At 44.7% G+C, this 13,808-nt stretch carries 11 protein-coding genes; 9 read left to right on the plus strand and 2 right to left on the minus strand.

The genetic code is table 11. The annotated features are described in order from the left end of the window. The first annotated feature begins 1 nt into the window (after position 1). The 9 genes from ACQRCC_RS08390 to hemW all read left to right on the plus strand — a co-directional run bounded on the left by ACQRCC_RS08390 (position 2) and on the right by hemW (position 10,534). A complete protein-coding gene (locus tag ACQRCC_RS08390) occupies positions 2-433 on the plus strand; it encodes a DMT family transporter (protein WP_427850363.1) in 432 nt (143 codons plus the stop codon). 67 nt (positions 434-500) lie between these two features. Then, entirely contained in the window at positions 501-1,151 is a 651-nt protein-coding gene (locus ACQRCC_RS08395) for a helix-hairpin-helix domain-containing protein (RefSeq protein ID WP_427850364.1), read from the plus strand. A 15-nt stretch (positions 1,152-1,166) separates the two neighbouring features. Then, the gene (locus ACQRCC_RS08400; RefSeq protein WP_427850365.1) at positions 1,167-1,856 is read left to right on the plus strand and encodes a response regulator transcription factor; all 690 of its coding nucleotides are present in this window, start codon (positions 1,167-1,169) and stop codon (positions 1,854-1,856) included. After that, on the plus strand, positions 1,801-3,276 hold the full coding sequence (locus tag ACQRCC_RS08405; protein WP_427850366.1) for a sensor histidine kinase: 1,476 nt from the start codon (positions 1,801-1,803) through the stop codon (positions 3,274-3,276). Before ACQRCC_RS08400 ends, ACQRCC_RS08405 begins: the two co-directional genes overlap by 56 nt. A gap of 11 nt (positions 3,277-3,287) precedes the next feature. After that, positions 3,288-4,208 carry a GerMN domain-containing protein gene (locus tag ACQRCC_RS08410; protein ID WP_427850367.1) on the plus strand — a complete coding sequence of 307 codons (921 nt, stop codon included), beginning with the start codon at positions 3,288-3,290 and terminating at the stop codon, positions 4,206-4,208. A gap of 34 nt (positions 4,209-4,242) precedes the next feature. After that, positions 4,243-6,450, plus strand: coding sequence for a DNA internalization-related competence protein ComEC/Rec2 (locus tag ACQRCC_RS08415; RefSeq protein ID WP_427850433.1), 2,208 nt, complete (start codon positions 4,243-4,245; stop codon positions 6,448-6,450). Continuing rightward, positions 6,434-7,417 carry a DNA polymerase III subunit delta gene (gene holA / locus ACQRCC_RS08420; protein WP_427850368.1) on the plus strand — a complete coding sequence of 328 codons (984 nt, stop codon included), beginning with the start codon at positions 6,434-6,436 and terminating at the stop codon, positions 7,415-7,417. Before ACQRCC_RS08415 ends, holA begins: the two co-directional genes overlap by 17 nt. Positions 7,418-7,459: 42 nt before the next feature. Next, positions 7,460-9,274: a translation elongation factor 4 gene (gene lepA / locus ACQRCC_RS08425; RefSeq protein ID WP_427850369.1), complete on the plus strand. Its 1,815-nt coding sequence runs from the start codon at positions 7,460-7,462 to the stop codon at positions 9,272-9,274. Positions 9,275-9,322: 48 nt separating this feature from the next. Continuing rightward, positions 9,323-10,534: a radical SAM family heme chaperone HemW gene (hemW, locus tag ACQRCC_RS08430; RefSeq protein ID WP_427850434.1), complete on the plus strand. Its 1,212-nt coding sequence runs from the start codon at positions 9,323-9,325 to the stop codon at positions 10,532-10,534. Positions 10,535-10,545: 11 nt separating this feature from the next. Here the strand turns inward: hemW and ACQRCC_RS08435 are convergent, their stop codons facing one another. Further along, positions 10,546-12,153: a CTP synthase gene (locus tag ACQRCC_RS08435; protein ID WP_427850370.1), complete on the minus strand. Its 1,608-nt coding sequence runs from the start codon at positions 12,151-12,153 to the stop codon at positions 10,546-10,548. A gap of 55 nt (positions 12,154-12,208) precedes the next feature. Further along, positions 12,209-13,702 carry a DUF1846 domain-containing protein gene (locus ACQRCC_RS08440; protein ID WP_427850371.1) on the minus strand — a complete coding sequence of 498 codons (1,494 nt, stop codon included), beginning with the start codon at positions 13,700-13,702 and terminating at the stop codon, positions 12,209-12,211. Between the last annotated feature and the right edge of the window lie 106 nt (positions 13,703-13,808).

The following is a 13,808-nucleotide window of genomic DNA, read 5'->3' on the forward strand; positions in this document are numbered from 1 at the left end:
TATGATTGGTTTTTTGATTGCTCTTTTATCAGGAGCGCTCATGAGTGTGCAGGGGGTATTTAATACGCAGGTAACGAAGACGACAGGAATGTGGGTCAGCAACGGATGGGTGCAGTTCAGTGCATTTGTTGTATGCGTTCTTGCCTGGCTGGTTATGGGCAGAGACAGTATCAGTGCTATCGGAAAAGTGGAACCCAGATACATGCTTTTGGGAGGCGTAATCGGTGCGGGGATTACATGGACGGTTATTAAGAGCATGGAGCAGCTTGGACCGGCAAAAGCAGCTCTGTTAATTGTAATCTCACAGCTTATTGTAGCTTATTTGATTGAGCTTTTTGGGTTATTTGGCGTGGAAAAGGAACCGCTGGAATGGAGAAAAGTCGGAGGTATGGTACTGGCTCTGATTGGAGTTGCAATTTTTCAGTGGAAATAGTACAATTAACTATGTCTAGGCATAAGAGGGGCATTTACAGTTTCGACATGCTGTAAAGGAGGATTTTATGCGAAAGACAAAGGGAAAAGTAAGATTAGGATTATGGATTTTCTGTATGGTTTTATCTGTATTTTGCATCGGATGCCATAAGGAAGAAAAAGAAAGCATTTCTCTGGAAGATGCAGTTATCCCGGAAGAATCTGATGAGGAGAAAGAAGAACTGGAAGAAGATTCCGGAGGCAGAGAAGAAGAACGCGCGGAGCCTCTGGCAGTTCATGTGTGCGGCCGGGTAGCGGTGCCGGGAGTCTATGAGCTGGAAGCCGGAAGCAGAATCTGTGATGCTGTTGAGGCAGCAGGCGGCATGCTTCAGGATGCGGCTGATGAGTGTATCAATCAGGCAGCTTTTCTTGAGGATGGACAGAAGATATATATTCCCTCCCGGGAAGAGGTACAGGAACAGAGTGCCAATGGGCTGTGGCAGAATGATAATTCTGTCAATAATTCTGCAGGTACATCGGAGTCAGACGACAGAGTGAATATTAACAGGGCCGGTAAAGAGGAGCTGATGACTTTGACGGGAATTGGCGAGCGAAAGGCGGAGGCAATTCTTGAATACAGGCAAACTCATGGCGGATTTGACAGTGTAGAAGAGCTGATGCAGGTAGAGGGAATTAAACAGGGAACCTATGAGAAAATCAAGGACCAGATAGGGATATAGAGGGAGATGAATTAAATGAGTAAAAGGGTTTTGGTAGTTGATGATGAGAAGCTGATCGTAAAGGGAATCCGATTCAGTCTGGAGCAGGATGGAATGCAGGTAGATTGTGCTTATGATGGGGAGGAAGCTCTTCGTCTTGCGAGAGAGAATGCATATGACATGATTTTACTTGATATCATGCTTCCCAAACACGATGGCTTTGAAGTGTGTCAGCAGATTCGGGAATACTCTGATGTACCGATCATTATGCTGACAGCAAAGGGCGAAGATATGGATAAAATTCTGGGACTGGAGTATGGTGCGGATGATTACATAACAAAACCTTTCAACATTCTGGAGGTGAAGGCACGTATCAAAGCAATCATGCGCCGGACCGGAAAGAGACGGGATGAAAATGAGACCGGTAAGATAGTGGTCAAGGGTGAGATGAAGATTGACTGCGAAGGCCGAAGAGTATTTATCGGTGATCGTGAGATCAATCTTACAGCAAAGGAATTTGATCTTCTGGAGCTCCTGGCTACGAATCCCAATAAAGTGTACAGTCGTGAAAACCTTCTGAATATTGTGTGGGGATATGAGTATCCGGGAGATGCAAGAACGGTCGATGTACATATCCGTCGTTTGCGCGAGAAGATTGAAACACATCCAAGTGATCCGAAATACGTGTATACGAAGTGGGGTGTTGGCTATTATTTCAGGGGTTAGACCATATTTTAAAAAGAAATATTTGAAAAGTCTGCGTCTCAGAATTGTTTTCTGGCTGATGGTGGTAGGGGTAATCCCCTGCCTGATCATCCGGTTAATTATGCTGGAAAGCTATGAGAGACGGGCAGTTGACGTGCGGACTGCGGAAATTCAGAATCAATGCACGATTCTTTGTAATCAATTGGGCAGCTCTAAATATCTGGTCAATGGCACATCTGAGGTTATCCGGACAGAACTGACACAGTTATCCAGTATCTATAACGGAAGGATACTTGTGGTTGATGATGAATTACGAATTGTTGAAGACACATATAATCTTGAAAAAGGAAAGATTATTATATCAAAAGACATTATTAAGTGCCTAAAAGGAAAAGGTAATAGTCATTATGACAAGAAAAATCATTATATTGAAGTGACGACACCGATTCTGGAAGAAGATGAAAAAGTCTCCGGAGTTATGCTGGTCAGTGTGTCAACAGATACCATTGCAGCAACTATGGACATGCTTCGTGTCAAATCGAATATTGCAGGAGGAATCATCGGTATTGCGGTACTGGTTCTGGCGGTGATTCTGGGAACGGTCATGATGAGGCCATTTGAAAGAATTACACGTTCTATCGAAGCGGTTACGGAAGGATATGAAGATAATTATCTTCAGGAGAACACGTATGCGGAAACAATGAGGATTTCGGAGGCGTTCAATAAGATGCTGGGACGGCTTAAAGTTCTGGATGAATCCAGGCAGGAGTTTGTTTCCAATGTTTCGCATGAGCTTAAGACACCGCTGACATCTATGAAAGTGTTGGCCGATTCTCTTCTCGCTCAGCAGGATGTTCCGGTAGAAATCTATCAGGAATTTATGACAGATATGTCGGAAGAGATCGAGAGAGAAAATAAGATTATTAATGATCTTCTTTCTCTGGTCCGTATGGATAAGACGGCGTCTGCTCTGAATATAAAGTCTGAGAATATTAATGAGTTGGTGGAACGGATTCTCAAACGTCTGCGGCCTATTGCTGCAAAAAACAATATTGAGCTGGTGTATGAGAGCTTTCGCCCGGTAACAGCAGAAGTGGATGAAGTGAAACTTACACTCGCTATTTCTAATCTTGTGGAAAATGCGATTAAGTATAACCATGAAAACGGATGGGTTCATGTATCTCTGAATGCAGATCACCGCTATTTTTATATAGAGGTGGCAGATTCCGGTATCGGGATTCCCGAAGAATCAAAAGAGCATATATTTGAGAGGTTCTATCGGGTAGACAAGTCACATTCCCGGGAGATCGGTGGTACCGGACTGGGGCTGTCGATTGCCAGAAGTGTGGTTGTAATGCATAGAGGAGCAATTAAGGTGTTCAGTCAGGTGGGTGAGGGTACCACATTTACGGTTCGCATACCGATCAGTTACGTTGTGTAGGGGGTGAAAGTATGAGGAAAAAGAAATTTGAGATTCTTTCGCTTGTTTTGATCCTGACGTTGGTGGCTGTCGGATGTAATCGGAAAGGTGATCCGAAAGAGGGTGAACCCTATCTTTATTATATCAATGAAGAGGAAGGACCTCTGGTAAAAAAAGCATATGACTGGAAAGGAGAAAACGCCCGGGAGGAAGTGGAGAATATACTGGAGGGCTTTGGGCATACAGAGGATCCGGCTGAGTATCATTCTCCTATGCCATTGAAAGTGCGTGTGGAAAAATATACACTTGAGGATGGAAAACTGGATCTCTATTTTGATGAGGATTATGCCACAATGGGAACAGTGGAGGAAACGCTCTGCCGGGCGGCACTTGTCCAGTCGTTTGTGCAGATTGATGGAGTGGATATGGTAAAAATTTATGTAGGACAGGAAGCACTGACGGATAAGAGTGGTCAGGAGATAGGGTATATGAGAGCTGAGGATTTTGTTCAAAATACGGGAATGGCACTCAATTCTTATCAACGTGCTTCTATGACTCTTTTCTTTGCGAATGGGAATGGTGACAAGCTGAAGCGGGAGAAAAGAGAAGTCCGTTATAGCAGCAATATGTCTATTGAAAAAGTACTAGTGGAGCAGCTGATAAAAGGACCAGACAGCGGCAGTTTAAAAGCGACCATACCACCGGAGACAAAGCTTTTGGGAATTTCGGTGAAGGAAGGAATCTGCTATGTGAATTTTGATGAGGGATTTTTGATGGAAGGGTATGATATCAATCCTAAAATTACGATTCTATCTCTGGTAAATACAATCATAGAGGGAGGAAATACCAGCCAGGTACAGATATCTGTGAATGGAAAGACTGACGTGGTGTTTCATGATGTGGTGGATCTGAGTAAACCGATTTCCAGAGATCTGGACATTGTGGAGGAGTAAAAAAGTATTGAAAAAGATATTTAAAGAAAGAATATTGTTTTCTTTGAGCCTTTTGTTTCTTGTGTCTTCCTTTGTGGTTATTCATATGGGAAGATTACATGTTTTGCCGCATATAACGGCATCATCTATAGAAACATGGATACCGCCCGGAGAGCAGGCGGCGGTATCCGGCCAGGTGGCCGATAGAAAAGAAATGTCTGATTATCAAATTCTGTATCTGAAAAACAGTTCTCTGACATATCAGAAGAGATCTATAAAAAATCCTGAAATTATTCTTTATGACAACAGTAAAATGGAAGTTCTGATCGGAAACAGTATTGAAGCGAAAGGTGAGATATCGTATTTCGATGAGGAGAGAAATCCGGGGAATTTTGATCGAAAATTCTACTATAAGAAACAAAAGATAGCAGGAAGTATGTGGGCAGCAGAAATCCGGATAGTGAATAAGAGAGAGAATCATCTGAAAGAGAAACTGATGGAATTTCGTGAAGCATGGAAAGCCTTTCTGATGGAGGCGGCAGGGGAGGAAAAAGGCGGTATCCTGTGTGCCATGCTTCTGGGAGATAAGACGGGGATGGAATCGGAGATTAAGGAACTGTATCAAAGAAATGGAATTGCTCATGTGCTGGCGATTTCGGGACTGCACATTTCTCTGATCGGAATCTTTTTTTATCGCTTTATGCGAAGAATAACCGGCTCATATATTGCGGGCGGTGCAGTGGGAATGATTTTTATGGGGCTGTATATCCTGATGATCGGAATGAGTATATCCGCCATGCGGGCGGTGATTATGTTTTTATTCCGGGTTGGTGCTGATATGAGCGGGAGAGTCTGTGATATGCGCACATCCATAGCGGTTTCGGCTGTCTGCGTTATATTGTGGAGACCTTTATCTTATTATGACGGGGGATTTCAGTTGTCCTTCGGAGCAGTGCTCGGGGTCTTCTTGCTGACGATGATCTGTGGACAGAAAAAAGGGGAAAAGGGGATAAAGGTTACATTAACACAGGGACTTAGAGCAAGTCTTGCGATACAGCTTGCCACATTTCCGATTCTTTTGTACCACTTTTTTGAATTCCCGTTATATGCCTGTATACTGAATCTTATCGTTGTTCCTCTGATGAGTGTACTGATGCTTATGGCTATCCTGGGGAGTGTGACGGGACTTTTGTGGACGGGAGGAGGATTGTTCTTTATTTATATCTGCAAATGGATCCTGTCTGTGTTTGAGGCGTTGTGTCAAATGACAGAAATGCTACCGGGATATCGGGTCATAACCGGGCGCCCGGGATTTTTCTGGATTTTCTTCTATTATCTGTGCCTAATCGCTTTTGTTTACCTGTCTGTCCGGGAACGCGGCAGAATCAGAATACTGCTTCCGGTGGCAGGATTCCTGATACTTTTGGCTAATTGCCCTTTTATCAGACAGCCTGAGCTTGAGATTACCATGGTGGATGTGGGACAGGGGGATTGTACATTTCTTCGGGAAAAGGGAGGGATTACCTGTCTGGTGGATGGTGGAAGCAGTGATGTTAAGAATGTGGGGCAATACCGTATAGAACCTTTTCTGAAAGTAAGGGGTGTAAACCGACTCGATTATATTTTTGTTTCTCACGGGGATGCAGATCATATGAATGGTATACAGGAACTTCTGGAAAGACAAAGGCAGGGAATTAAGATTGGTGCATTGGTGCTGCCGGTGGAGGAAACATGGGACGGAGCACTTTGTGATTTGGCGGCAACTGCGGAAAGTGAGGGTATTCCGGTTTGTGTTATGGAGCCGGGGGATCAGTTAAAAATAAAGAAACTGTCTTTGACCAGTCTGTTCCCCGGACGAAACACGGAAACTGAGAAAGGGAATGCCTCATCCATGGTGCTTTCTGTTTCTTATGATGCAATGGATATGCTGTTTACCGGGGATCTGGAAGGAAAAGGGGAAGAGGAAGTCTGCAAAATGCTTTCAGAGAAATATGAAATCCTGAAGGTTGCCCATCATGGTTCCAGAAACTCAACCTGTGCGGAATTTCTGAATCGAGTGAAGCCGAAAGCTGCCCTCATTTCTGCGGGGGCAGAAAATCCCTATGGACATCCCCACGCGGAGACGATGAAACGTCTTGTAAAATGCGGATGCAGAATATATAATACTGCGGACGGGGGAGCGGTTATTCTCAGAATGGAAGGAAAAACAGTAGCCAAGCTGAAGATTTTCCAGTATAATAAATGCTATGAAAACTTTGAATGAAGATATGAAGACTGGACAATTTAAGAATGTATACCTGCTGTTCGGTGAAGAGGCGTATCTGAAAAAGCAGTATAAAGAGCGGCTTACCAAAGCCCTGCTTCCGGAGGGGGATACGATGAATTATGCCCATTATGAAGGAAAGGGAATCCCACCATCGGAGCTGATTGACCTGGCGGAGACTATGCCCTTTTTTGCTGACCGTCGATTAATTGTGGTAGAAGACTCGGGTTTTTTTAAAAATGCCTCACCGGAGCTGGCAGACTATGTAAAACAGATGCCGGATACTGCCTGTTTTTTATTTGTGGAAAATGAGGTGGATAAGCGCGGCAGGCTATATAAGGCTGTGAAGGATAAAGGGCGGGCCGTGGAACTTGGCAGACAGGATGAGAAGACTCTGATGCTCTGGATTCTCGGCATGGTAAAAAGGGAAGAAAAGAAGATTCAGGAGTCTACAGTCCGGTATTTGATCGCAAAGACAGGTACAGATATGGAGAATCTGGAAAAGGAGCTTGAGAAACTTTTCTGTTACACTGTTGACAGAGAGGAGATCCGGGCAGAGGATGTAGATGCGATCTGTACCACTCAGATTACCAATAAAATTTTTGAGATGATAGAAGCTGTTGCCTGTCAGAATCAGAAGAAGGCGCTGGATTATTATTATGATCTGCTGGCACTCAAGGAACCGCCTATGCGGATTCTCTATCTTCTGGCCCGTCAGTTCAAGCTTCTTCTGGAGGTTCAGGAACTGGTGAAAAAAGGGTATGGAAAGAAACAGGTGGCTCAGGAGGCAGGACTTCACCCCTTTGTGGCGGGAAAGTATATGGATCAGTGCCGGAATTTCTCTAAGGACGAGCTTCGTGCAATCATGGAAGAGGCGGCAGAGCTTGAAGAATGTGTAAAGACAGGCCGGTTAAATGATGTGATGAGTGTGGAAATATTTATCCTGAAGAAGAGGGGAAAAGTATAATAATCCTGAATATAGAAAAAGCAGAATAAAGGAGTAATAGAAATGTCAGAGATAGATCAGAGTAAAATTCGTAATTTTTGTATTATTGCCCATATTGACCATGGCAAATCAACCCTGGCGGACCGCATCATCGAGATGACCGGTCTTCTGACCAGCCGGGAGATGCAGTCTCAGGTTTTGGATAATATGGAGCTGGAGCGTGAGCGTGGAATCACCATTAAGGCCCAGACAGTTCGAACGGTGTATAAGTCAAAATCAGGAGAGGAGTATATTTTTAACCTGATTGATACTCCGGGACACGTGGATTTTAATTATGAGGTGTCCAGAAGTCTGGCTGCCTGTGACGGTGCGATCCTTGTGGTGGATGCAGCCCAGGGAGTGGAGGCACAGACTCTGGCCAATGTATATCTTGCGCTGGATCATGATCTGGATGTGCTTCCGGTTATCAATAAAATCGATCTGCCCAGTGCGGATCCGGAGCGCGTTATTGAAGAAATTGAAGATGTTATCGGAATCGAAGCTACAGAGGCACCGCTTATTTCTGCAAAGACAGGCGTAAATGTGGAAGAGGTGCTGGAACAGATTATCACAAAAATTCCTGCTCCGGAAGGAGACCCGAAGGCTCCGCTGAAAGCATTGATCTTCGATTCAGTATATGATTCCTATAAAGGAGTCATTGTGTTCTGCCGTATAAAAGAAGGAACGGTAAAGAAGGGAACACCGATTAAGATGATGGCAACCGGAGCGACAGCGGAGGTCGTTGAGGTAGGATATTTTGGAGCCGGCCAGTTTATTCCGTGTCAGGAATTAAGCGCAGGCATGGTAGGATATATTACTGCAAGTTTAAAAAATGTAAAAGATACCCGCGTGGGTGATACCATTACAAATGCAGTAAATCCGTGTGCGGAACCTCTTCCGGGATATAAGAAGGTAAATCCTATGGTGTATTGCGGTATGTATCCGGCAGACGGAGCAAAATATCCGGATCTTCGGGATGCACTGGAGAAACTGCAGTTGAATGATGCGTCTCTTCAGTTTGAGCCGGAGACATCCATTGCCCTTGGATTTGGATTCCGCTGCGGTTTCCTGGGACTTCTTCATCTGGAGATTATTCAGGAGCGTCTGGAGAGAGAGTACAATTTGGATCTGGTGACGACTGCACCGGGAGTTATTTATAAAGTGCATAAGACCAATGGGGAGGTCATTGATCTGACGAATCCGTCCAATCTGCCGGATCCTTCCGAGATAGATTATATGGAAGAGCCTATGGTAAAAGCGGAGATTATGGTGACATCGGAGTTCATTGGTGCCATTATGGATCTGTGCCAGGAGAGAAGAGGAATCTATCAGGGAATGGAGTATATCGAGGAGACCAGGGCGGTACTTCGATATCACCTGCCGTTGAATGAGATTATCTATGATTTCTTCGATGCATTGAAGTCACGTTCCAGAGGATATGCTTCCTTTGATTATGAGATGCTTGGCTATCAGCAGTCTGAACTTGTAAAGCTGGATATCCTGATTAATAAGGAGGAAGTGGATGCGCTTTCCTTCATTGTGCATGGCGGAACGGCCTATGAGAGAGGACGCAAGATGTGTGAAAAGCTGAAAGAGGAAATCCCGAGACAGCTCTTTGAGATTCCGATTCAGGCGGCAATCGGCAGCAAGATCATTGCCAGAGAGACCGTTAAAGCAATGCGAAAGGACGTCCTTGCAAAATGCTACGGTGGCGATATCAGCCGTAAGAGAAAACTTCTGGAAAAACAGAAGGAAGGAAAGAAACGAATGCGCCAGGTGGGAAATGTAGAGATTCCGCAGAAAGCATTCATGAGTGTTTTGAAGCTGGATGATAAGTAAGCGAGTCTTGAAAAGATGGGTGAGTGAGAGAAGATGAGTGAAAGCAATGTGAAAGAATTGGAGCTGTATCTTCATATCCCCTTCTGTATCCGTAAATGTAAATACTGTGACTTTCTGTCTGCACCTGCTTCCGGGCAGGAAAGACAGAGGTATGTGGAAAGCCTTTGCAGGAATATCCGTGCTTACAGCGCGCCTGCGAAGGCTTATAATGTCGTCAGTATTTTTATGGGGGGAGGAACGCCGTCCATATTAGAACCGGAGCAGATAGAGGTAATTTTCCGGGCGGTATATGAGACCTTTCAGGTGGATGAGAATGCGGAGATTACGATGGAAATGAATCCGGGGACGGTGACAGAAGAGAAGCTTCGGGCCTGCAAAAAAGCAGGAATTAACAGACTGAGTATCGGACTACAGTCAACGAATAACCATGAACTTAGAGTTCTTGGAAGAATTCATACCTATGAGGACTTTATCGACACCTATGTAATGGTTAGAAAAGCAGGATTTGAGAATGTAAATATTGATCTGATGTCAGCACTGCCGGGACAGACAGAGGAGAGCTATGAGGACACCTTAAGAACAGTGGCAGAGCTGGCTCCGGAACATATATCGGCATACAGTCTTATCATTGAAGAGGGAACCCCTTTTTATGATCTGTATGGAGAAAATGGCGTCGGCTGTAATCCGGGAGGAAGAGAGTCTTTACCAGACGAAGATATGGAGCGGAGAATGTATCGCCGTACATCGGAAATCCTGAGAGAATATGGATATCAGCGTTATGAGATATCAAATTATGCTATGCAGGGATATGAATGCCGTCATAATCTGGGATACTGGGAACGGAAGGAATATCTTGGAATTGGGATTGGCGCAGCCTCTCTGATGAATGAAACCCGCTGGAAGGAGACGGACAGTCTGGAGGAATATAATGAATTCTGGAGCCGGGAGTTCCTTTTCTCAGAACCGTGGTCAGAGACAAGCGGGGTAAATAATGCTTATCATGATATAGAAGAATTGAGCAAAAAAGAACAGATGGAAGAGTATATGTTTCTGGGGCTTAGAAAGATAAAAGGAATATCAAAAAAGAAATTTAAAGATATCTTTAAAAATGATATTATGACTGTATACGGCGATGAAATTGAAAAACTATTAAAACAGGACCTTCTTTGTGAAGAAGGTCCCGATAAAGATATTCTCTGTCTTACAGAGCAGGGACTGGACGTCAGCAATTATGTGATGTGTGAGTTCCTGCTGGATTAAGTTTTCGTTCTTTATTTATTCTGAAATTCCAAAGCAGCTTCAACGAATCCTTTAAATAATGGATGCGGCCTGTTCGGTCTGGACTTCAGCTCCGGATGGGCCTGAGTTGCAATAAACCACGGATGATCAGGAATCTCAATCATTTCTACAATGCGTCCGTCCGGTGAAAGTCCGGACAGCTTCATACCGTGGGAAGTAAGCGCATCGCGGTAATCATTATTTACCTCGTAGCGATGGCGATGACGCTCATGGATTTCTTCTTTTCCATAGAGTGCATATGCTTTGGATGTCTTATCCAGAACACATGGATAAGAGCCCAGACGAAGAGTACCACCGATATTTTCGATTCCAATCTGTTCCGGCATGATGTGAATAACCGGATGAGTAGTGTTGGGATCAAGCTCTACACTGTGGGCGTCATGATATCCGATTACATTGCGGGCAAACTCCACAATAGAGAGCTGCATACCAAGACACAGTCCCAGGAACGGCACCTTGTGGGTGCGGGCATAATGAATGGCTTCAATCTTTCCGTCGATACCACGGTCTCCGAATCCTCCGGGAACCAGTATGCCACTTACATCTCCTAACAATTCATCGACATTTTCCGGAGTTACGGTCTCGGAATCGATCCATTTAATATTTACGGTAGCACGGCTGAAGATGCCGCCGTGTTTTAGTGCTTCCACGACGCTGATATATGCATCGTGAAGCTGAATATATTTTCCAACCAGTGCAACTGTAACTTCTGTGTTCGGGTGACGCAGATAATCAACCATTTCAGTCCAATCCTTCAGGTCCGGTTCCGGACAGTCAAGATGCAGACATTCACAGACTACTCCTGCAAGATTCTCACGTTCCATGGCAAGAGGAGCCTCATAGAGATATTCCACATCCAGATTCTGGAGTACATGACTGGAAGGAACATTACAGAAGAGTGCAATCTTATCCTTAATGCCATTATCTAAAGGATGTTCGGAACGGCATACAAGGATATCCGGCCAGATTCCCATTCCCTGCAGATCCTTAACGCTTGCCTGTGTTGGTTTAGTCTTCATTTCCTGTGATGCCTTCAGATATGGAATCAGTGTTACATGAATCAGAATGGCATTTTCATGTCCGATGTCATGCTGGAACTGTCTGATTGCCTCAAGGAAAGGCTGGCTTTCGATGTCACCTACGGTACCACCAACTTCTATAATGGCAATTTCCGTATTCTTGGAAGCGGGGTTGCGATAAAAGCGATCCTTGATCTCGTTGGTAATGTGAGGAATCACCTGAACGGTTCCGCCGCCGAAATCACCCCGACGCTCTTTGTGCAGTACAGACCAGTAAATCTTACCGGTTGTAACGTTAGAATTCTTGGTTAAGCTTTCGTCAATGAATCGTTCATAGTGTCCCAGGTCAAGATCTGTCTCCGCTCCATCATCCGTGACGAAAACCTCACCATGCTGAACCGGATTCATAGTGCCTGGGTCAATGTTGATGTAAGGGTCAAATTTCTGCATTGTTACCGTATATCCCCGTGCCTTCAGAAGGCGTCCCAGAGATGCTGCAGTGATGCCCTTACCAAGTCCTGATACTACACCGCCTGTTACGAATACGTATTTTACTGCCATGTTCTTTTCCTCCCTGTCTTAGCTGGTTGTCAGATGTCTGTTTTTAAAAAAGTTATTATACACCGGTTTCAGAAAAAAATACAGCCTTTTTTTCATATTTTGGTTCAAAAGTTGCCTGAATAGACAGCTTTTTAAATTGCTTTATATCTACAGAGCTCACCATGACAGAAGTGTGTGCCTGACAGCCTTTTAGTTTGGGAAGCTGGTCCAGAGCAAGCTGGGCAGTTTCGTCAGTGGCAGCACTGACTGAGAGTGCGATCAATACCTCATCTGTGTGAAGACGGGGATTTTTGCTTCCCAGATAATTGACCTTTAATTTCTGAATCGGCTCAATCGCCTCAGGTGAGATGACATGGCGGGCATGTTCGATTCCGGCCAGTTCTTTCAATGCGTTCAAAAGAAGAGCGGCACTGGCTCCCAGCAGGTCGGAAGTTCCTCCCGTGATAATGCGTCCGTCCTGAAGCTCCAGTGCGGCAGCCGGCGCATTACTTTCTTCAGCGCGTTCCAGGGCTGCATCTACAACCGAGCGGTCATGAACGGTAATGCCTGCCTGGTTCATAAGCATCTCGATCTTGAATACCTCTTCTTCTGTGCAGGATCCGGCCAGAAGACGCCCCATTGCATCGTAATATCTGCGAATGATTTCCTGGCGGGAAGCTTCCCGGCAGATTTCATCATCACAGATGCAGTTTCCAGCCATATTCACTCCCATATCAGTAGGAGATTTATATGGATTTTCTCCATAGATCCGTTTGAAAGTGGCGCTGAGTACCGGGAAAATTTCTACATCACGGTTGTAATTGACTGTTGTCTCACCGTATGCTTCCAGATGAAAAGGATCGATCATATTTACATCATTCAGGTCTGCAGTTGCCGCCTCATAGGCAAGGTTTACCGGGTGCTTTAAAGGAATGTTCCAGATCGGGAAGGTCTCAAATTTTGCATATCCTGCCCGTATGCCTCTTTTGTGCTCATGGTAGAGCTGGGACAGGCATGTGGCCATTTTTCCGCTTCCGGGGCCCGGTGCCGTGATAACCACCAGAGGTCTGGTTGTCTCAATATAGTCATTCTTTCCATAGCCTTCGTCACTGACGATAAGGGGAACATTACTTGGATATCCCGGGATGATGTAATGGAGGTATACCTTAATTCCCAGACGTTCCAGCCGTGTTTTAAACAAATCGGCGCTTGGCTGTCCGGAATACTGGGTGATTACGACGCTGCCTACATATAATCCACTTCTGATAAATTCTTCTCTCAGTCGAAGTACATCAGAATCGTAAGTGATTCCCAAATCCCCGCGTACTTTGTTTTTTTCAATATCACCGGCACTGATGACTATGACGATCTCAGCCTGATCAGCCAGCTGCTTCAGGAGTCTGAGCTTACTGTCCGGCTGAAAACCGGGAAGGACTCTGGAGGCATGATAGTCATCAAATAATTTTCCGCCAAATTCCAGATAGAGCTTGTTGTCAAACTGATTGATACGCTCCCGGATGTGTGCGGATTGCATTGAAAGGTATTTTTCGTTGTCAAATCCTATTTTCATTGGTATCTTCCCCTTGTTCTATAATTATATCTGCATTTGATTTCAGAAAAATGTGTATAAACATTTCCTTCACAAGTATACTACAAGATAGACTTAGTTTACAATC

The sequence above is a fragment of the Sporofaciens sp. SGI.106 genome (assembly GCF_050314255.1).
Classification (GTDB): Bacteria; Bacillota; Clostridia; order Lachnospirales; family Lachnospiraceae; genus Claveliimonas.

What these genes read in the sequence shown, in the direction of transcription:
- ACQRCC_RS08390 (WP_427850363.1), top strand. Translation starts at nt 2, where the DNA reads ATGATTGGTTTTTTGATTGCTCTTTTATCAGGAGCGCTCATGAGTGTG.
- ACQRCC_RS08395 (WP_427850364.1), top strand. Translation starts at nt 501, where the DNA reads ATGCGAAAGACAAAGGGAAAAGTAAGATTAGGATTATGGATTTTCTGT.
- ACQRCC_RS08400 (WP_427850365.1), top strand. Translation starts at nt 1,167, where the DNA reads ATGAGTAAAAGGGTTTTGGTAGTTGATGATGAGAAGCTGATCGTAAAG.
- ACQRCC_RS08410 (WP_427850367.1), top strand. Translation starts at nt 3,288, where the DNA reads ATGAGGAAAAAGAAATTTGAGATTCTTTCGCTTGTTTTGATCCTGACG.
- holA (WP_427850368.1), top strand. Translation starts at nt 6,434, where the DNA reads ATGAAAACTTTGAATGAAGATATGAAGACTGGACAATTTAAGAATGTA.
- lepA (WP_427850369.1), top strand. Translation starts at nt 7,460, where the DNA reads ATGTCAGAGATAGATCAGAGTAAAATTCGTAATTTTTGTATTATTGCC.
- ACQRCC_RS08435 (WP_427850370.1), bottom strand. Translation starts at nt 12,153, where the DNA reads ATGGCAGTAAAATACGTATTCGTAACAGGCGGTGTAGTATCAGGACTT.
- ACQRCC_RS08440 (WP_427850371.1), bottom strand. Translation starts at nt 13,702, where the DNA reads ATGAAAATAGGATTTGACAACGAAAAATACCTTTCAATGCAATCCGCA.